Source organism: Streptomyces sp. NRRL B-24484 (genome assembly GCF_000717715.1).
Taxonomy (GTDB): domain Bacteria; phylum Actinomycetota; class Actinomycetes; order Streptomycetales; family Streptomycetaceae; genus Kitasatospora.
Map to the genome: position 1 here is coordinate 78,310 of NZ_JOAI01000031.1, position 19,994 is coordinate 98,303.

Sequence of the window (19,994 nt, forward strand, 5' to 3'; positions counted from 1 at the left end):
TGCGGGCCCGCGGTGCGTCACAACCGTGTCATGACCGGCTTCCGGAACCCCGTCCGCCCCTTGGGCCGTAGCGCCCGACCGCTACGCTGACGGTATGACGAGTGAGGAGCAGACCACCGGCCCCAGCACAGCCCCGCCCGACCGTCCGGAGGTTCCGCCGGCCGGGACACCGGGTGAACGGGCCCGGTCCCTGCTCCGGCTCCGCCCCTACCGGCGGCTGTGGACGGCCCAGCTGGTCAGCGGCACCGCGGACCGCCTCTCGCTGCTCGTCCTCGTCCCGCTGACCGTGGTCGCCGCCATGGCCGGCGGGCAGTTCGGCGACGGCTACCGCTCGCTGGCCCTCGCCGTCGCCGCGGTGTTCACCGCGCGGATGCTCGCCACCGTGCTGTTCGGCGCCGCCCTGCTCGGCCCGGTGCACGCACTGTTCGGCGAGAAGCTGGACCGCCGCTGGGTCCTGTTCGGTGCGGACGTCCTGCGCGCCGTCCTGATCGGCGTCGCCGCCTGGTGGTCGATCTGGGCGCCCGGCTCCGCCACCTGGCTGCTGCTCGGCACGGTCTTCGCCGCCGGCGCCGCCGAGCGGATCTGGGCGGTCGCCAAGGCCGCCGCCGTCCCCGGCCTGCTGCCGCCCGCCGACCCCTACGCCGCGCCCGACCGCCGCAAGCCCTCCGCCGCCTCCCTGGACGCCGTCCGCACCGTGGACGACCGGACCGGCTGGGCCACCGTGCCGCTCGGCGCGACCGCCCTCGTGGCTCTCACCCTGCTCAACAACGTCCTCGCCGCACTCGGCCCGGACTGGCTGCGGGCCCACCAGATGACCTCCGCCGCGGTCGGCGGCGCCCTGGTCTTCGCCGCCTCCGCCGTGCTGGTCTTCCTGCAGGAGCTGCCCGCCGGCCCCGCCGCCGCGCCGCACTCCCCGCTGCAGGGCCTGCGCGCCCCCGTCGACGCCACCCCCGGCAAGGCGCTGAGCAAGGGCCGCACCGGCTCCGCCCCCTACTTCACCTTCGCGGTCGCCGCCGCATACGCCTCGATGGCGGGCGTCGCCTCGCTCGGCCTGCTGACCGCGCTGGAGCACCGGGCCGGCCCGGTCGGCTACGGCCTGGTCGTCCTCGCCGCGGGCCTCGCCCCGGCCGCGGGCGTCCGGCTCACCCGGGCCACCCTGCCCTCGTTCTCCCGCCGCCGGCTGCTCACGCTCGCCCTGCTCGTCGAGGGCGTGGCGCTGATCCTGGCCGGCCTGGTGCTGGACTTCGTCCTCGTCCTGCTGCTCACCGTGCTGGCCGGCGTCGCCGCCGGGCTGACCGTGTCGGTCGGCCGCACCCTGCTCGCGCAGGAGGTCGAGGAGGCGCGGCTGCCCAAGGTCACCGAGCACCTCTACGCGGTGCTGCGGGCCGTGGTCGGCAGTGCGCTGATCGTCGTCCCGCTGATCGCCGCCGCCTACGGCGAGGTCACCCTCGGCCGGGTCGAGCCCGGCAGCTTCACCTTCATCCACGACGGTGCCGCCCTCGCCGTCTCCACCGCCGGCCTGCTCACCCTGGTGCTCGCCGCGGTGGTGCTGCTGCGCACCGACGACCGCCGCGGTGTGGCGCCGTTCAGCAAGGAGCTGTTCCTGGCCGTCCTCGGCGGCACCGTGCCGGCCCCGCACCGCACCGCCGGCACCGGATTCTTCATCGCCCTGGAGGGCGGCGACGGCGCCGGCAAGTCCACCCAGGCCCAGGCCCTCGCCGAGTGGATGCGCGCCAAGGGCCACGAGGTGGTGCTCACCCGCGAGCCCGGCGGCAGCCCGGTCGGCCAGCGGCTGCGCGGTCTCGTCCTGGACGTCGGCAACACCGGCCTCTCGCACCGCGCCGAGGCGCTGATCTACGCCGCCGACCGCGCCGAGCACGTCGAGAGCGTCATCAGGCCCGCCCTCGCCCGCGGCGCGGTGGTGATCACCGACCGGTACATGGACTCCTCCATCGCCTACCAGGGCGCCGGCCGCGACCTCGCCGCGACCGAGATCGCCCGGATCTCCCGCTGGGCCACCGGCGGGCTCCTCCCGGACCTCACCGTGGTGCTGGACGTCGACCCGACCACCGCCCGCGAGAGGTTCACCGAGGCGCTCGACCGGCTGGAGTCCGAGCCGACCGAGTTCCACGCCCGGGTCCGGGCCGGTTTCCTCGCCCTCGCCGCCGCGGACCCGGCCCGCTACCTGGTCGTCGACGCGGGTCAGCAGCCCGCCCCGGTGACCACCGCGATCCGCCACCGGCTCGACCGCGAGCTGCCGCTCTCCGGGCAGGAGAAGGCCGCCCTCGCCGAGCAGGAGCGCCTCGCCCGGGAGGCCGCCGAGCGCCGCGCCGCCGAGGAGGCCCGGCTCAAGGCCGAGGCCGAGGAGGCCGAGCGCAAGCGGCAGGCCCTGCTGGAGGAGCTGCGCGCCGAGCAGGCCGAGAAGGAGCGCCTCGCCAAGCTGGAGGCCGAGCGGATCGCCGCCGAGGAGGCCCGCAAGGCCGCCGAGGAGGCCCGCCTGCGGGCCGAGGAGCAGGCGAAGGAGCGTGCCGAGGAGGAGGCCCGCCGGGAGGCCGCCGAGGAGGCCCGGCTCAAGGCCGAGGCCGCCGAGCGCGAGCGCCGCGAGGCGGAGGCCGCCGCCCAGGCCGAGATCCAGCGCCAGCGCGAACTGCAGCGGGCCGAGCAGCGCCGCCGTGCCGAGGAGGCCCTGCAGCGCGCCGAGGAGGCCCGGCTGCACGCCGAGGCCGCCGAGCAGGAGCGCCGGGAGGCGGAGGCGGCCGCCGCGGCCGCCGGATCGGCCGCCCCGACGGCGGAGCTTCCGCAGGTCGCGGCGGACGGCGACGACGACGCCGAGACCACCCGGGAGATCCCCGAGGTCGAGCGCCGGAAGGCCGTGCGGGCCGCCGAGCAGGCCGGCCCCGCCGACGTGACGGCCCCGCTGCCGACCGTTCCGGCCGCCGACGAGACCGCCGTGCTGCCGAAGGCCGAGCCCGCGGACTTCCGCAAGGCGCCGCTCGCGGACGAGACCGCGGTGCTGCCGAAGGCGGACGAGACGGCCGTACTCCCCAAGGCCGACGAGACGGCGGTGCTGCCGAAGGCGGAGCGTGCCGACTTCCGCAAGGCGCCGCTCGCGGACGAGACCGCCGTCCTGCCGCAGGTCGAGGAGACGGCCGTACTGCCGCAGGCCGACCCGGCCGCGGGTGACCGGGTGCCGCCGGGCCTGTGGCGGGACGAGCCGTCCCCGGAGACCACCCGTGAGCTCACGCCGGTCGACCGGCCTCGCCCGTCCTGGGCCGAGGAGACGCCGATGGACGACCTGCCCAGCCTCACCGACAGCCTGCTGGGCTCGCGCGACGAGTGGTCCCGCTGGGAGTCCGAGGAGGACGGCGAGGAGGGCCCGGAGCGCCGCGGCTGGGGTCGCAAGCGCCGCCGGGACTGAGCCCGCCGAGGGTGGCGGGCCCGGCGCGGACCCACCGGGCCCGACCACGGACGGATGGAACGGGCACCGCAGTCTGAAAGACTGCGGTGCCCGTTTTTCCGTCCGCAGACAGCCGAGGAAGCCCGTACCCGTGACTGTTGCCGCAGCCGCCCCGCCCGCCCGCGCCGCCGAGGCCACCGCCCCGGAGGCGGCGCGCAGACCGGCCGCAGACCGGCTGCTGGCGCTGGACGGGCTGCGGTTCGTGGCCGTGCTGCTGGTCGTCGTCTACCACTACGTCGCGTTCGGCTCCGACTGGGGCAGGCCGCGTGCCGAGCTCTTCCCGGTGTTGTACCGACCCGCCGCCTACGGCTGGATGGGCGTGCAGCTGTTCTTCCTGATCAGCGGCTTCGTGATCTGCCTGAGCTGCTGGGGCCGCTCGCTGGCCGACTTCCTGAGCTCCCGGGTGGTGCGGCTCTTCCCCGCGTACTGGTTCGCGGTGCTGCTCACCACGGCAGTGCTCGCGGCCGTACCGGGCGGCAGCCGTCCGCGGGCGACCAGGGACGTGCTGACCAACCTGACGATGATGGAGTACCCGTTCGGGGCGCCCTACGTCGACGGCGTCTACTGGAGCCTGTGGGTCGAGGGCCGGTTCTACCTGATCTTCGCGGTGGTGGTGGCGCTCGGCCTCACCTACCGCCGGGTGCTCGCCTTCTGCCTGCTCTGGTGCGCGGCCGGGGTGCTCGCCATGGCCGCACCCGGCGAGCAGCTGCTCCAGGTGCTGGCGATGCCCGAGTACTGCTGGTTCTTCATCGGGGGCCTGGCCTTCTACCTGATCCGCCGGTTCGGACCGGACCTGTTGCTCTGGCTGCTGGTCGGCTTCACCTTCCTGGCGGGCTGCCGGTCCGTGCTGCCCACCTACCGCTTCGTCGCCGCCCAGGCCGGCTACCCGGTGCCCGAGTGGGGCGTGGTCGCCCTGCTCGCCGTCTTCTACCTGCTGATGGCCGGCGTCGCCCTGGACCGGTTCCGCGCCGTGCAGTGGCGCTGGCTCGCCACCGCCGGCGCCGTCACCTACCCGCTGTACCTGCTGCACGAGTACATCGGCTGGGAGGTGATCGACGCCGTCGGCGGCCGGGTCGACCCCTGGCTGCTGGTCGGGGCGCTGCTGGTCGTGATGACCGTCGTCTCCTGGCTGGTGCACCGCTACGTCGAGCGGCCCGCCGCCCGCTGGCTCAAGCCCCGGCTGGCGGCCTCCTTCGCCAAGGTGCGCGGGGTGCCGCTGCCCGTCCCGCGCCCGTCCGCCCACGGCCCGTCCGACCGGAGGCCGTCCGAGCCGGAGCCCCGGCCGACCGACACCCGCGGCCCGATGGCCGCCCGCGGTGTCGGCGACGGGCGTTAGGCTCGTGGCGGACCCGGCGGGCAGGCGGCCGGGACGGACGGTGGGCACGGCAGGGAGTACGGCGTGAGCGTGTGGGACGACCTGGTCGGCCAGGACCGTGTGGTCGAGCAGCTGTCCGCGGCCGCCCGGGCGGCCCGGGCCGCCGTCGCCGCCGGACGCACCCCCGGCGCGCCGGCCGGAGCGGGCGGCAACGCCTCGCTGATGACCCACGCCTGGCTGTTCACCGGCCCGCCCGGCGCCGGCCAGACCACCGCCGCCCGCGCCTTCGCCGCCGCCCTCCAGTGCACCAGCCCCGACCTCGACCTCGGCGGCACGCCCGGCTGCGGCTTCTGCGAGGGCTGTCACACCGTCCTCTCCGGCAGCCACGCCGACGTGAAGTACGTGCGCACCGACGGCCTCTCCATCGGCGTCGGCGACATGCGCGACCTGGTGCTGCGCGCCGCGAGCTACCCGACCGGCGGCCGCTGGTCGGTGATCCTCGTCGACGCCGCCCACCGGCTCACCGAGGCCGCCGCGAACGCCCTGCTCAAGGGCGTCGAGGAGCCCTCGCCGCGCACCGTCTGGCTGCTCTGCGCCCCCTCCGTCCAGGACGTACTGCCCACCATCCGCTCCCGCTGCCGGCTGCTGGTGCTGCGCACGCCGTCGGCCGACGCGGTCGCCGACATGCTGGTGCGCAGGGACGGCGTCGACCCGGGCCCCGCGCACGCCGCGGCCCTCGCCGGACAGGGCGACATCGAGCGCTCCCGCCGGCTCGCCGTCGACGAGGAGGCACGGACCCGGCGGGCCCAGGTGCTGCGCATCCCGCTGGAGGTCGCCGACGTCGGCGGCTGCCTCGCCGCCGCGCAGCGGCTGGTCGACACCGCCAAGGCCGACGCCGAGGCCCTCGCCGAGACCCAGGACGCCAAGGAGACCGACGACCTGAAGGCCGCGTACGGCGCTGCCGAGGGCAGCCGGGCACCGCGCGGCATGGCCGGTGCGGTCAAGGAGCTGGAGAAGCGGCAGAAGAGCCGGGCCACCCGCACCCGCCGCGAGACCCTCAACACCGCGCTGCTCGACCTGCTCGGCTTCTACCGGGACGTCCTCGCCCTGCAGTTCGGCTCCGCCGGTCCGCTCGCCAACGAGGACCACCGGCAGGCCCTCGACCGGATCGCCGCCGCCGGCCCCGCCGAGTCCACCCTGCGCCGGATCGAGGCCGTCCTCGCCTGCCGCGAGGCGCTGGACCGCAACGTCGACCCGCTGCTCGCCGTCGAGGCGATGACGCTCGCCCTGCGCGCCGGCTGAACCGTCCCGACCCGCCGCCGGGCAGCACCGCTGACCCGGCGTCCGCTGCGGCAGGCCGCCTCCTGTCGCGACGGGCGCCCCCGGAGGGCTTCCGGCTGACGGCATGTCACCTCGCTCGTTCGAGTGAACGTCGGCCGGCGCCCGCCCGGCCCCCGCCGACCCGCACGACCCGTTGTGCACCCTGTGGACGGTCGGTCCGAAAGCCGTGGTCCGGCGACCGTGCTCGCTCGGAGGTGGTGCGCCCATGCCCCGTCCGCTCCTCGTCGTCGTCCCCCTGCTGCTGGCCGCCGCAGCCGCCGCGGCCGGACTCCGGCTCGGCCGCGCCACCCTCACCGGCTGGCGCGACCTCCGCTCCGCCCGCACCTACGGACTCGCCGCCGAGCAGCGCCCGCTGCTGCTGCGGGCCGCCGCCGCCGTGCTCTGCCTGGTCTGCGCCGCCGTCCTGGCCGCCGCCGTGCTGCCCGGCCGGGCCCCCGGCACCTGGGGGCGGTCGCGGCACGTTGCGGCCGAGGCGGCCCCCGGGCCCTCGACGGCCCCCGGTGCCGCAGCGGGCACCGGGTCCGCCGGGCCGCAGCCGGCCGCCGCCGCGCAGCCCTCCGCCGCCGCCCACGCCGCGCCGCCCGCGGCCACCGCCTTCACCTCGATCGGGCACCCGGCCGAGGGCGAGCTGATGGAGGCCTCCGTCCCCGGCCCCGACGGCCGGCCCCGCGCCGTCCGGGTCTGGCTGCCCGCCCAGTACCGCACCGACGAGCAGGCCCGGTTCCCGGTGATCGTCCTGCACTCCGGCACCCCGCGGAAGACCGCCGACGCCGACCTGCCGGACCTCTTCGACGGCATCGCCTCCGCGGTGAAGCTCGGCCGCTCGAAGCCCTTCCTGGTCGTCGCCCCCGAGGCCCCCAGCGGCACCGAACACCCCTGCGAACTGGTCACCGCCGCCCCGCAGGCCGTCGCCGACGACGCCGCGCTGCGCACCGCGGTGACCACCGCCTTCCGTACCCTGTCCGCCGGTCCGGACAGCTGGGGCGCGCTCGGCGTCGAGGCCGGGGCCCCCTGCGCCGCCGCGGCGGGGCTGGCCCGCCCGGACCTCTACGGCGCCGCCGCCGCGGTCTCCGGGCGGTACGACACCGCCGCACTCGCCGAGGCCGGCGCCGAGGCACCCGCCGACAGCACCGGCCGGCTGCTGCTCGCCGCCGCCAAGGCCGACACCGCGGGCGTCGGCGCCGCCCGCACGCTGCAGGCCGCGCTCCACGGCGGCAAGGGCCCGGCCGCCCGCGCCGACGTCAAGGTCTCCGACATCGTGCAGGACTACACGCAGGAGCGGGAGCGTCTGCGGCTGGTCCGGGTCGCCGTGCAGTACCTCGCCGACACCCTCGACCGGACCCGCTGAACCCGCCCCCGGCCCGGCCCCAGGGGCCCGGACCCCGCCGCGGGGTGTCGGCACCGGGGCGCCCCGGACGGCGACCGATACGCTGGGTGCGGCCCGGCGACCGCGCCGCCGGACCCGCGACCGGCCCGCGCACCGCACCGCCGTTCCGCGCCGTGCCGCGCCCGAGGGAGATCCACACCATGCGAGCCACCCGGCGGAACCGCCCCGCGACCGCCGTCCTGGCCGCCGCAGCCGCCTCGGCCGTGCTGCTGGCCGGCTGCTCCTCCGGTGCCTCGCCGGAGCCCGGCACGACCGGTGCGCCCGGTGCCTCCGCGACGGCCTCCGGGGCCGCGGCGAAGGCCGCACCGCTGCAGCCGCTGCCCGAGCAGACCCCGGCCGCCCTCGCCCCCTACTACGCGCAGAAGCTCGACTGGAAGGCCTGCGACGGCGAGTTCGAGTGCGCGCAGTTCAAGGTCCCGCTCGACTACGACCGCCCGGCCGGCGGGGACGTCACCCTGACCGCCGTCCGCAAGAAGGCCTCCGGCGACGCCCAGCGGATCGGCTCGCTGCTGCTCAACCCCGGCGGCCCGGGCGGCTCCGCCGTCGAGTACCTGGAGGCCGTCGCCCGCGGCTACGACCCGCAGGTCCGCGCCGCCTACGACCTCGTCGGCCTCGACCCGCGCGGCGTCGGCCGGTCCGCACCCGTCAGCTGCCTCTCCGGCGACCGGATGGACGCCTACACCGCCACCGACATCACCCCGGACGACCAGGCCGAGACCGACGCCCTGGTCGCCGCCGACAAGGAGTTCGCCGACGCCTGCAAGGCGAAGTCCGGTGACATCCTCGCCCACGTCTCCACCGTCGAGGCCGCCCGCGACATGGACGTCCTGCGGGCCCTCGTCGGCGACGACAAGCTGCACTACCTCGGCAAGAGCTACGGCACCTTCCTCGGTGCGACCTACGCGGGCCTCTTCCCGAGCCGGGTCGGCCGGATGGTGCTCGACGGCGCGATGGACCCGTCCCTGGACTCCCGGGCCGGCAACCGCACCCAGGCCGGCGGCTTCGAGACCGCCTGGGCCGCCTTCGCCAAGGACTGCGCCAAGCGCGAGGACTGCCCGCTCGGCCGCACCGAGAAGGAGATCGGCGACCGGCTCACCGCCCTCTTCCGGCAGATCGACGCCAAGCCGCTGACGACCGACTCCGGCCGCCCGCTCACCGAGGCCCAGGCCACCACCGGCGTCATCCAGGCGATGTACGCCGAGTTCCTCTGGCCGCAGCTGCGCACCGCGCTGACCGCCGCGGTCGCCGGCGACGGCACGGCGCTGCTCGCGCTGTCCGACGAGTACTACGAGCGCGCCGAGGACGGCAGCTACCCGAACCTGATGGCCGCCAACATGGCCGTCAACTGCCTCGACCTGCCGGCGCCGTTCACCGGCCCGGAGGAGGCCCGGGCCGCCGAGGCGGACTTCGCCGCGGCCTCCCCGCACTTCGGCCGCGACATGGCCTGGATGGCGCTGTCCTGCACCTACTGGCCGGACCGGCCGACCGGGCAGCCGCACACCGTCCGCGCCGCCGGGTCCGCCCCGATCGTGGTCGTCGGCACCACCCGCGACCCGGCCACCCCGTACGCGTGGGCGCAGTCCCTGGCCGGCCAGCTGGAGTCCGGCCGACTGGTCACCTACGACGGCGACGGCCACACCGCGTACGGGCGGCGCAACACCTGCGTGGACGGCGCGGTCAACCGCTACCTGCTGGGCGGCGAGGCGCCCGCGGACGGCCTGCGCTGCGCGAAGTAGAGGGGATCCACGGAGCGCCGGGAGCGCACGCCCCGTCCAGCAGGTAAGACCCGTACCTGCCTGACGGTGCTGGCGGCTAGCATGGGGCGCCCCCACGTGTCCCACCGCCCCGACAGGAGCCCCCGTGTTCGGAGTCAACGACCTGGCGACGTACGTCCTCGGCGCCCTGGTCATCGTCCTGCTGCCCGGTCCGAACTCGCTGTACGTCCTGTCCGTCGCCGCCCGCAGGGGCGTCCGCACCGGCTACCGGGCCGCCGCGGGCGTCTTCCTCGGCGACTTCACCCTGATCAGCCTCACCGCGCTCGGCGCCTCCTCGCTGCTGGAGGCCAACCCGGCGGTCTTCGCCGTGGTGAAGTTCGGCGGCGCCGCCTACCTGCTCTGGATCGGCGTCGGCATGATCCGCGCCGCCCGGCAGCTCTGGCGCGAGCGGCGGGCCGCGGCCGAGGCGCTCGACGTGGCCGCGGCCGCCGAGACGCTGCCGGAGAGCGCCGAGAACCCCTTCCGCCGGGCGCTGGTGATCAGCCTGCTCAACCCGAAGGCCATCCTCTTCCTGCTGTCCTTCTTCACCCAGTTCGTGGACCCGTCCTACGGCATGCCGGCGCTCTCCTTCGGCCTGCTCGGCGGCATCCTGCAGACCTTCAGCGTCCTCTACCTCTCCGTGCTGATCTTCGCCGGCACCACGCTCGCGACCGCCTTCCGCCGCCGCAAGCGCCTCTCCGCAGGGCTCACCAGCGGCGTCGCCCTGCTCTTCGCCGGCTTCGCCGCCAAGCTCGCCGTCTCCTCCGCCTGACCCCCGGGCCGTCCGCGGTGCGGACCACCCCCGGAAACTGTGTAGACTGGCCCGCGTTGCCGATGCGATCCTCGACCTCGTCGGGGAGTCCCGGCAGCGGCGCCGCCTTAGCTCAGTTGGCCAGAGCAACGCACTCGTAATGCGTAGGTCGCGGGTTCGAATCCCGCAGGCGGCTCGGACGGAAGCCCAGGATGCTCATCGAGCGCCTGGGCTTTCTGCGTTCCGGGATTCGGAGCGGCCCACGAACGCCGCCGCCCCCGGACCGTACCGGCGGGGCCGGTGGTCCGGGGGCGGACGGAGCACTGCGAGGAGGGTCAGGCGGCGAGGCGCTCCGCGGCGGCGTCGAGGCGGGCCAGCACGCGGTCGCGGCCGAGCAGCTCCATCGACTCGAACAGCGGCAGGCCTACGGTGCGGCCGGTGACGGCCACCCGGATCGGGGCCTGGGCCTTGCCGAGCTTGAGGCCGTGCTCGGTGCCGACCTTCTCCAGGACGGTCTTGAGGTCCTCGGCCGTCCACGTCGCCGTGGCGAGCTCCGCCCGGACGTCGCGGAGCAGCTCCGCCGCACCCGCCTTCATCGCCTTCGCCCAGGACGCCTCGTCGGCGACCGGCTCGTCGAGGAAGAGGAAGTCCACCTGCGCGGTGATCTCCGACAGCACCGCGATCCGGGTCTGCGCGAGCGGCGCGACCTTCTCGAACACGGCCGCGTCGAAGGCCTCCGGCTGCCACGGCGCGTGCGGGGCGGCCAGCCACGGCGCGCAGGCCGCGGTGAACTGCTCCGCGCTCAGCGCCCGGATGTAGTCGCCGTTGAAGGCCGTCAGCTTCTTGATGTCGAAGAACGCCGAGGAGCTGTTGACGTTCTCCACGTGGAAGAGCTGCTGCAGCTCCTCGAACGGCAGGATCTCGCGGTCGTCGCCCGGCGCCCAGCCCAGCAGCATCAGGTAGTTGACCATCGCCTCGGGCAGGAAGCCCTCGGCCAGGTAGTCCTCCAGCGCCACCTTGTCGCGGCGCTTGGAGAGCTTCTGCCGCTTCTCGTTGACGATGACCGGCAGGTGCGCCCAGACCGGCGGCTTCGTGCCGAGCGCCTCCCACAGCAGCTGCTGCTTGGGCGTGTTGGAGAGGTGCTCCTCGCCGCGGATCACCTGGGTGACGCCCTCGTCCAGGTCGTCCACCACGTTGGCCAGCAGGAAGACCGGGGTGCCGTCGCCGCGGGCGATGACGAAGTCCTCGATGGCGCTGTTCGGGAAGGCCGGCTCGCCGCGGATCAGGTCCACGACCACGGTCTCGCCCTCGTCCGGGGTGCGGAAGCGCATCGCCCGGCCGGCCTCCCAGTCGAGGCCGCGCTCGCGGCAGAAGCCGTCGTAGCCCAACTGCTGCGAGCCGGTGCGCTCCTGGACCTGCTCGCGGGTGCAGTCGCAGTAGTAGGCCTTGCCGGCGGCGTGCAGCTGCCCGGCTGCCTCGCGGTGCCGGTCGGCGTTGTGCGACTGGAAGTAGGGGCCCTCGAAGGCGGGGTCGGACTCGTTGATGCCGATCGCGGAGAGCGCGTTGACGATCCCGTCGATCCACTCGGGCTTGTTGCGCGCCGCATCGGTGTCTTCGATGCGCAGGACGAAGGTGCCGCCGGACTGTCGCGCCACAGCCCAGTTGTAGAGGGCGGAACGAGCGCCGCCGACGTGGAACATGCCGGTCGGGGACGGTGCGAAACGGACGCGAACAGCGGGAGCAGACATGCCGCACAGCCTACCGATCCCGGGCCCGCCCCCGCTCCGCCGGAAACGCCGCCCCGACCGCCGCCCCGACCGCCGCCCGACCGCTGTCCCGGCCACCGTCCCGCCGCCCCGACCACCGTCCGGGCCGCCGCCGCGAGGGCGCGCGCCCGCCGCCGCAGCGCGCCGCCGCACGGACGGCGTCCGGCCGCTCGCGGCCCGTCCACTAGGATGGCGGGGTGACCGATGACACTCAGCAGGCCCCCGACCGCGGGCCGATCAGCCACCCCGAACTGCCGACCGCCTACGCCCCGGCCGAGGTAGAGGGCGTGCTGTACGAGCGCTGGGTGGAGCGGGGCTACTTCAGCGCCGACGCGAAGAGCGACAAGCCCACCTACACCATCGTCATCCCACCGCCGAACGTGACCGGTGCGCTGCACCTCGGCCACGCCTTCCAGCACACGCTGATGGACGCGCTGACCCGCCGCAAGCGGATGCTCGGCTTCGAGGCGCTGTGGCTGCCCGGCATGGACCACGCCGGCATCGCCACCCAGAACAAGGTCGAGCAGCAGCTCGCCGAGTCCGGCCTCTCCCGGCACGACCTGGGCCGCGAGGCCTTCGTCGAGAAGGTCTGGGAGTGGAAGGAGAACTACGGCGGCAGGATCCTCGGCCAGATGCGCCGCCTCGGCGACGGCGTCGACTGGTCGCGCGAGCGCTTCACCATGGACGAGGGCCTGTCGCAGGCCGTCCAGACCATCTTCAAGAAGCTCTTCGACGACGGCCTGATCTACCGCGCCGAGCGCATCATCAACTGGTGCCCGCGCTGCCTCACCGCGCTCTCCGACATCGAGGTCGAGCACGACGAGGTGCCGGGTGAGCTGGTCTCGATCCGCTACGGCGAGGGCGACGACTCGATCGTGGTCGCCACCACCCGCGCCGAGACGATGCTGGGCGACACCGCGGTCGCCGTCCACCCGGACGACGAGCGCTACAAGCACCTGGTCGGCCGCACCATCAAGCTGCCGCTGACGAACCGTGAGATCCCGGTCGTCGCCGACGAGCACGTCGACCCGGAGTTCGGCACCGGCGCCGTCAAGGTGACGCCGGCCCACGACCCGAACGACTTCGCCATCGGCCAGCGGCACGGCCTGGAGTCGCTGACCGTGATGGACGAGCGCGGTGTGATCACCGTGCACGGCCCGTTCCTCGGCCTGGACCGCTTCGAGGCCCGCTCCGCCGTGGTCGGCGCGCTGCGCTCCGAGGGCCGCATCGTCGGCGAGAAGCGCCCGTACATGCACGCCGTCGGCCACTGCTCGCGCTGCAAGACCGTGGTCGAGCCGCGCCTGTCGCTGCAGTGGTGGGTCAAGGTCGGCCCGCTCGCGCAGGCCGCCGGCGACGCCGTCCGCGACGGCCGGGTCCAGATCCACCCGAAGGAGCTGGAGAACCGCTACTTCAACTGGGTCGACAACATGCACGACTGGTGCATCTCGCGCCAGCTGTGGTGGGGCCACCGCATCCCGGTCTGGTACGGCCCCGACGGCGAGGTCGTCTGCGTGGGTCCGAACGAGCAGGCGCCCGCCGGCGAGGGCTGGACGCAGGACACCGACGTCCTGGACACCTGGTTCTCCTCCGGCCTGTGGCCGTTCTCCACGCTCGGCTGGCCGGAGAAGACCGCCGACCTCGAGAAGTTCTACCCGACCGACGTCCTGCTGACCGGTCACGACATCATCTTCTTCTGGGTCGCCCGGATGATGATGTTCGGCCTCTACGCGATGGACGGCACCCCGCCGTTCCACACCATCGCGCTGACCGGCCTGGTCCGCGACGAGTTCGGCAAGAAGATGTCGAAGTCCTTCGGCAACGTCGTCGACCCGCTGGACTGGATGGACGCCTACGGCGCCGACGCCGTCCGCTTCACCCTGGCCCGCGGCGCCAACCCCGGTGCCGACGTGCCGATCGGCGAGAGCTGGGTCCAGGGCTCGCGCAACTTCTGCAACAAGATCTGGAACGCCACCCGCTTCGCCCTGATGAACGGCGCGACGGTCGAGGGCCCGCTGCCGGCACCGGAGGACCTGACGGCCGCCGACCGCTGGATCCTCTCCCGCCTCAACGCCGCCGTCGCCGAGGCCGACGCGCTGTACGACGACTACCAGTTCGCCAAGCTGTCGGACGCCCTCTTCCACTTCGCGTGGGACGAGGTGTTCGACTGGTACGTCGAGCTCTCCAAGACGACCCTGGCGGCCGGCGGCCCGCAGGCCGACGCCTCCCGCCGGGTGCTCGGCGAGGTCCTGGACGTCACGCTGCGCCTGCTGCACCCGATCGTCCCGTTCGTCACCGACGCCCTGTGGACGACGCTCACCGGCGCCGAGTCGGTGGTCGTCGCCGAGTGGCCGAAGGACAGCGGCTACCGGGACGCCGCCGCCGAGGCCGAGATCGCCACGCTGCAGCAGGTGGTGACCGAGGTCCGCCGGTTCCGCTCCGACCAGGGCCTCAAGCCGGGCCAGCGCGTCCCGGCCCGGCTGGACCTGGCGGGCACCCCGCTGGTGGCGCACGAGGAGGCGATCCGCTCGCTGCTGCGGCTGACCGAGCCCGGTGACGAGTTCGCCGCCACCGCCTCGCTGCCGGTGGCCGGTGCCACCGTCGCGCTGGACCTGTCGGGTGCGATCGACGTGGCCGCCGAGCGCAAGCGCCTGCAGAAGGACCTCGCCGTCGCCGAGAAGGAGAAGGCGCAGACCACCGCCAAGCTCGGCAACGAGGCCTTCCTCGCGAAGGCCCCGGACGAGGTGGTCGCCAAGATCCGCGGCCGCCAGGAGGCCGCCGAGGCCGACATCGCCCGGATCACCGCCCAGCTGGCCGGCCTGCCCCAGGCCTGACCTGCAGGTCCGGGAACGGACGACGGAGGGCCGCCCCGCGCGACGGGTGCGGCCCTTCGCATGCCCGGCCGGTCGGGCCCCTCGGCCCCTCAGGAGGCCGGCACCGGTCGCATCCGCCGGGCCAGCCACTTGCCGATCTCCCAGAGCAGCAGCAGGGCCAGCGGCGCCAGCAGGGCCCAGCCGAACTGCTGGACGCTGATCCGGGTGGTGCCGAGGATCCGGCGGAAGCCGTCCATCTGGGTGACCATCACGGCCAGGACGAACTCGCCGAGGGCGGCCCAGTTCATCTGCTTGCTGTCGAAGGTCGTGCTGTTGAACACCGAGGCCGTCTCGCTGCGGCACTCGAAGGCCGCGACGATCAGGCAGAGCGAGAAGGCGGTGAAGGCGATCGAGCTGCCGGTGTCCACGCTGCCGTAGCGGTCCTCGCCGAGCTTGATCAGCGAGAGCAGGAAGACGGTGATCGCGAGGCCGCTCAGCCCCACCGTGACCATCACCGGCCGGGTCAGCACCGACTCGCCGCGCGGCCGCGGCGTCCGCTGCATCAGCCCGGGGCTCTCCTGGTCGAAGCCGAGCGCGAAGCCGAACGGCGCGTTCACCACGAAGTGGATCCACAGCACCTGCGGCGGCGGGAAGGGCTCGCCGCCGGCGATGTTGAAGATCGTCGCGCCGAGGAAGGTCAGCACGAAGGTGACCAGCAGCAGGAGCACGAAGCGGATGTACTTGGTGAGGTTGTCGTAGAGCTTCCGGCCCTCCGCCACCGCGTAGACGATGGTGGCGAAGTTGTCGTCGGAGAGGATCATCCGGCTGGCGTTCTTCGCCACGTCGGTGCCGCTGCCCATCGCGATGCCGATGTCCGCGGCCTTGATCGCCGGTGCGTCGTTGACGCCGTCGCCGGTCATCGCGACGACGGCGCCCTTCTTCTTGAGCGTGTCGGCCAGCAGCACCTTGTGCTCGGGCGCGACCCGGCCGACCACCCCGATGGTGTCGATCCGCTCCAGCTGCTCCTGCTCGGACATGGCGGCGAAGTCCGCGCCGAGCACCGCCTCGCCCTCGATGCCGAGCTGCCGGGCGATCGCCGCACCGGTGGTGACGTCGTCACCGGTCACCATCCGGACCCGGATGTGGGCGGCCTGCGCCTCGGCGACCGCCGCCTTGGACTCCTCGCGCGGCGGGTCCACCATGCCGACCAGACTGGTCATCTGCAGGTCGGTGACCAGGGCGAGCAGGTCGCCCGCCGGGTCGAAGTGCGCCGGGTCGATGTCGCGGACGGCGGCGGCCATCACCCGGCGGCCCTCGCCGCCCATCCGCTCGGTGGCCGCCTGCGCCCGGCGGGCGAGTTCGCCGTCCCAGGGGATGCTGGTGCCCGCCGAGAGCGCGGTGGCGGCCCGGTCCATCACCGCCGGGGCGGCGCCCTTGACGAAGCAGCGGACGACCGGCCGGCCCATCGCGTCCACCGCCGAGTTGAAGGTGGCCATCAGCTTGTAGCCGGGGTCGAAGGGCAGCGTGGCGAGCCGCGGGTAGCGCTCCCGGGTCGCCTCGATGTCCAGGCCCGCCTTGTGGCCGAGCACCAGCAGGGCGCCCTCGGTGGGGTCGCCGACGACCCGGCCGTCCACCAGCTTGGCGTCGCTGGCGACCAGGTACGGCAGCACCGCGTCCTCGACGCCGGCCGAGGTCCCCGCGGCGTGGTGGATCCGGCCCTCCAGGCCGTAGCCGGTGCCGGAGACGGTGTAGCGGTCGGTCGGGCTGAGCACCTCCACGGCCGTCATCTGGTTCATCGTCAGGGTGCCGGTCTTGTCCGAGTTGATCGCCGAGGTGAAGCCCAGGGTCTGGACCGAGGACAGCTCCTTCACGATCGCGTGGCGCTTCGCCAGGTTGAGGCTGCCGACCGAGAGGATCACCTGGGAGACCGTGGGCAGCGCCTCCGGGATGGCCGCGATGGCCAGCGAGACGGCACTGACGAAGAGCGCGTCCCAGGCCTGGTCGCGGCTGCGGCCGAGCGCGAACATCACGATCATGGTCAGGCCGGCCGCACCGGCGATCCACAGGGTGAGGGTGTTGAGCTCCCGGTCGAGCGGCGACTGCTCCTTCTCGGTGGCCGAGAGCAGGCCGGAGATCTTGCCGAGTTCGGTGCCGGCACCGGTGCCGGTGACGATGAGCAGTCCGCTGCCGTGCGTCACCGGGGTGTTCATGAACGCCATGTTCGACTGCTCGCCGGGCGCCAGCCGTTCACCGGTCAGCGTGCCCGCGTCCTTGGCCGCCGGGACGCTCTCGCCGGTGAGCGCGGACTCGTCGATCTGCAGCGCGCTCGCCTGGACGATCCGTCCGTCCGCGGGGACCTGGTCGCCCGCCGAGATCAGCACGACGTCGCCGACGACCAGCTGCTCGGCGGGGATCTCCGACTCGGTGCCGTCCCGGCGGACCCGCGCGGTGGCCTTCATCATCGACTTCAGCGCGTTCATCGCGCTCTCGGCCTTGCCCTCCTGGCGCAGGCCCACGACGGCGTTCAGCAGCGTCAGCAGGACCAGCAGGATGCCGGTGCTCCACTGCTTGATGGCCAGCGAGACCACCGCGGCGGCGACCAGGATGATCTGCATGTAGCTGCGGTACTGGTCGAGGAACCGCCGCCAGGTCGGTGTCGGCTCCTCCTCGGGCAGCGCGTTCGGGCCGTCCGCGGCGAGCCGCTCGGCCGCCGCGGCGGCGCTCAGACCGACGGCCGGATCGACGCCGAAGGCGGCCAGCACCTCCGCCGGCGGCCGCGTGTACCAGCTCGGTGCGGGCGCAGCCGCCACCGGGTCAGCCTGCTGGGTCATCGGCTCGCCTTCTTCTTCTTCCGCTTCTTGCCCTTCCCGTGCTCCGCCTCGTACGGGTCGGCCTCGGCGCCGGGCGGGGCCGCGGCCTCCAGGTCGCGCCGGACGAGGCGCAGCTGCTTGCGGGCCTCGGCGTCGACCGACGGGTACTGCGGGTCGATCCCGGCCAGGGTGTGCACCAGGACGGCGGCGGCGCAGATCCGCGCGAACCACTTGCGGTCGGCGGGTACCACGTACCAGGGCGCCCACTCGGTGCTGGTCGCGGAGAGCATCTCGGAGAAGGCGAGCTGGTAGTCGTCCCAGAAGCGGCGCTCGCGGACGTCGGCCGCGGAGAACTTCCAGTTCTTCTCCGGCAGGTCGATCCGCTTGAGGAAGCGGATCCGCTGCTCCTCCCGGGAGAGGTTGAGGAAGATCTTGACCACCTTGAAGCCGTTGTCGGTGAGGTGGCGCTCCCAGTGGTTGATGTCGCGGTAGCGGTGCTTCCAGACGTCCGGTCCGCGGGCGGCCTCGGGCAGCCGCTGCCGTTCCAGGTTCTCCGGGTGGACCCGGACGACGAGGACCTCCTCGTAGTGCGAGCGGTTGAAGATGCCGATCTCGCCGCGGCCGGGCAGCCGGAGGTTGTAGCGCCACAGGTAGTCGTGGTCGAGCTCCTCGGGCGAGGGGACCTTGAAGCTGCTGACCTTCACGCCCTGCGGGTTCACGCCGCTCATGACGTGGCGGATCGTGCCGTCCTTGCCGCCGGCGTCGAGGGCCTGGAGGCAGAGCAGCACGCCGTAGGTGTCCTGGGCGGCGAGCCGGTCCTGGTACTCGGCGAGCAGTTCGACGCCGGTGCTGAGCAGTTCGGCGCCGTCCCGCTTCTTCAGGTGGGCCCGGTAGCGGGGGTCGAAGTCGCGGGCGAGGTCGACGTCCGACCCGGGCTCCACCCGGAGCGGCGCGATGAAGCGCGCGATGGTCTCGGCTCGGTCGTCCGCCATGCCGGGCCCCTTCCGCCGGGCCGCCTCGGGCGGAGGCGGGAGTCACCTGCCACGCTCCGCCCGAGGTCCGGTGGCGGCAAACGGAGTACGGCCGTTCGGGCCGGGAGCAGACGGGAGCTGTCGGGAGCCGTCGGGTCAGGCGGGGCCGGTGCCGGGGGTGTTCCGGGCGGCGCGGGCCAGCAGCAGGGCGGCGGTCAGGCCGCCGGCGAGGACGGCGGCGGCGCCGACCAGCTGGGCGGTACGGGCGGCCCCGGTGAAGGCGTCCAGGACGGCGGCCCGGTCGGCCCCGTCGTGCGCGGCGGCGAGGGCGGCGGGCACGGAGGCCGCGGCGGGCAGGACGGCCGTCAGCCGGGCGTTCATCACGGCGCCGAGCGCGGCCACGCCGAGGCTGCTGCCGAGCTCGGCCATCGCGCCGTCGACGCCGGCCCCGGCACCCGCCCGGTCAGGCGGGATGGCACCCACCACGGCCTCGACGATGGCCGGGTTGGCGACCGCGCAGCCGGTGCCCATCAGCACCAGCCCGGCGAGCAGCGGCCCGTAGCCGTCGGCGGCGAACGCGGCGACGGAGAAGCCGGTGGCGAGCACCGCCATGCCGAGGGCGATGGAGCGGGGCGTGCCGAGCCGGGCGATCAGCCGGGCGGTGAGGCCGGTGAAGTTGAGCGCGACGACGGTGAGCGCGAACGGCGCCATCCGCAGGCCGGCCTCCAGCGGCGGGTAGCCGCGGACGAACTGCAGTTGCTGGGTGAGCAGGAAGAGCACCCCGGCACTGCCGAAGGTGATCAGCACGACGCCGGTGACCGCGCCGGTGAACCTCCGGTCGCGGAAGAACTCCGGGTCGAGCATCGGGTGGGCCGTCCGCCGTTCCCAGCGGGCGAAGGCGGCGAGCAGCAGCAGGCCGGCCGGGGCGGGCAGCAGCACGTGGGCGGAGGCCCAGCCGTGTTCGGGCCCGGAGACGACGGCGTAGACCACGGCGGTCGTGCCGGCCGTGGAGAGCAGGGCGCCGAGCAGGTCCGGCGGGCCTCCGCCGGGGGCGCGGGACTCGGGGACGAGCGCCCGGGTGACGGCCAGGCCGAACAGCACCACCGGGACGTTGACCAGGAAGAGCGCGCCCCAGGCGAAGTGCGCCAGCAGCAGTCCGCCGACCGGCGGGCCGGCGGCGAAACCGAGCGCGCTGACGGCGCTCCAGGCGGCGATCGCCCGGGTGCGCTCCTCGGCGTCGAAGAGCTGCATCACCACGGCGAGCGTGCTGGTCGTCAGCAGGGCGCCGCCCACACCCATGCCGGCCCGGGCGGCGATCAGCTGCCCGGTGGTGGTGGAGAGCCCGGCGGCGAGCGAGCCGAGGCCGAAGAGGACGAGCCCGGTGAGCAGCAGACGCCGCCGGCCGTACCGGTCGGCGGCGGCACCGGCGACGAGCACCAGCCCGGCCTGGACGAGCGAGTAGGCGTTGACGATCCACTGGATGCCGGCGGTGTCCGCGCCGAGCTCCCGGGTGAGGGTGGGGACGGCCACGTTCAGCACGGTGTTGTCGAGCACCACGACGAGCTGGGCGAGGCAGATCACCGCGAGGGCCGGCCACCGGCCGGGCAGCCGGGCCTCGCGGTGAGACTCCAC

Annotated in this window: 11 protein-coding genes and 1 tRNA gene; 8 read left to right on the forward strand and 4 right to left on the reverse strand. The window is 74.4% G+C overall.

The window, feature by feature from the left end:
• Positions 1-94: 94 nt before the first annotated feature.
• The 7 genes from tmk (at position 95) to IE98_RS0125675 (ending at position 10,201) form a co-directional block, all read left to right on the forward strand.
• Complete coding sequence (tmk, locus tag IE98_RS0125645; protein WP_030272791.1) at positions 95-3,418, forward strand: dTMP kinase; 3,324 nt, start codon at positions 95-97, stop codon at positions 3,416-3,418.
• 130 nt (positions 3,419-3,548) lie between these two features.
• Positions 3,549-4,793 carry an acyltransferase family protein gene (locus tag IE98_RS0125650; protein ID WP_052390958.1) on the forward strand — a complete coding sequence of 415 codons (1,245 nt, stop codon included), beginning with the start codon at positions 3,549-3,551 and terminating at the stop codon, positions 4,791-4,793.
• A 63-nt stretch (positions 4,794-4,856) separates the two neighbouring features.
• Positions 4,857-6,074: a DNA polymerase III subunit delta' gene (locus IE98_RS0125655; RefSeq protein ID WP_030272795.1), complete on the forward strand. Its 1,218-nt coding sequence runs from the start codon at positions 4,857-4,859 to the stop codon at positions 6,072-6,074.
• A 244-nt stretch (positions 6,075-6,318) separates the two neighbouring features.
• A complete protein-coding gene (locus IE98_RS0125660) occupies positions 6,319-7,461 on the forward strand; it encodes a hypothetical protein (protein WP_030272797.1) in 1,143 nt (380 codons plus the stop codon).
• A 179-nt stretch (positions 7,462-7,640) separates the two neighbouring features.
• Entirely contained in the window at positions 7,641-9,236 is a 1,596-nt protein-coding gene (locus tag IE98_RS0125665; protein WP_052390964.1) for an alpha/beta hydrolase, read from the forward strand.
• Between the two features lie 124 nt (positions 9,237-9,360).
• Positions 9,361-10,026, forward strand: coding sequence for a leucine efflux protein LeuE (gene leuE / locus IE98_RS0125670; protein ID WP_030272802.1), 666 nt, complete (start codon positions 9,361-9,363; stop codon positions 10,024-10,026).
• A gap of 101 nt (positions 10,027-10,127) precedes the next feature.
• Positions 10,128-10,201, forward strand: a tRNA-Thr gene (locus IE98_RS0125675).
• A gap of 139 nt (positions 10,202-10,340) precedes the next feature.
• On the opposite strand, the gene gltX is transcribed toward IE98_RS0125675, so the two are convergent.
• Positions 10,341-11,705, reverse strand: coding sequence for a glutamate--tRNA ligase (gene gltX / locus IE98_RS0125680; protein ID WP_234443676.1), 1,365 nt, complete (start codon positions 11,703-11,705; stop codon positions 10,341-10,343).
• A gap of 263 nt (positions 11,706-11,968) precedes the next feature.
• Here gltX and IE98_RS0125685 point away from each other — a divergent pair, with 263 nt between their 5' ends.
• Complete coding sequence (locus IE98_RS0125685; RefSeq protein ID WP_030272805.1) at positions 11,969-14,602, forward strand: valine--tRNA ligase; 2,634 nt, start codon at positions 11,969-11,971, stop codon at positions 14,600-14,602.
• A gap of 89 nt (positions 14,603-14,691) precedes the next feature.
• Here IE98_RS0125685 and IE98_RS0125690 read toward each other — a convergent pair whose 3' ends face one another.
• The 3 genes from IE98_RS0125690 to IE98_RS0125700 all read right to left on the reverse strand — a co-directional run bounded on the left by IE98_RS0125690 (position 14,692) and on the right by IE98_RS0125700 (position 19,994).
• A complete protein-coding gene (locus IE98_RS0125690) occupies positions 14,692-17,412 on the reverse strand; it encodes a cation-translocating P-type ATPase (protein ID WP_030272806.1) in 2,721 nt (906 codons plus the stop codon).
• Positions 17,409-18,383: a polyphosphate kinase 2 family protein gene (locus tag IE98_RS0125695; protein ID WP_030272807.1), complete on the reverse strand. Its 975-nt coding sequence runs from the start codon at positions 18,381-18,383 to the stop codon at positions 17,409-17,411. Before IE98_RS0125695 ends, IE98_RS0125690 begins: the two co-directional genes overlap by 4 nt.
• Positions 18,384-18,518: 135 nt before the next feature.
• On the reverse strand, positions 18,519-19,994 hold the full coding sequence (locus tag IE98_RS0125700) for an MFS transporter (protein ID WP_234443673.1): 1,476 nt from the start codon (positions 19,992-19,994) through the stop codon (positions 18,519-18,521).

Coding starts and splice junctions, on each gene's coding strand:
- IE98_RS0125690 (WP_030272806.1), bottom strand. CDS start 17,412: ATGACCCAGCAGGCTGACCCGGTGGCGGCTGCGCCCGCACCGAGCTGG.
- IE98_RS0125665 (WP_052390964.1), top strand. CDS start 7,641: ATGCGAGCCACCCGGCGGAACCGCCCCGCGACCGCCGTCCTGGCCGCC.
- IE98_RS0125695 (WP_030272807.1), bottom strand. CDS start 18,383: ATGGCGGACGACCGAGCCGAGACCATCGCGCGCTTCATCGCGCCGCTC.
- tmk (WP_030272791.1), top strand. CDS start 95: ATGACGAGTGAGGAGCAGACCACCGGCCCCAGCACAGCCCCGCCCGAC.
- gltX (WP_234443676.1), bottom strand. CDS start 11,705: ATGTTCCACGTCGGCGGCGCTCGTTCCGCCCTCTACAACTGGGCTGTG.
- IE98_RS0125660 (WP_030272797.1), top strand. CDS start 6,319: ATGCCCCGTCCGCTCCTCGTCGTCGTCCCCCTGCTGCTGGCCGCCGCA.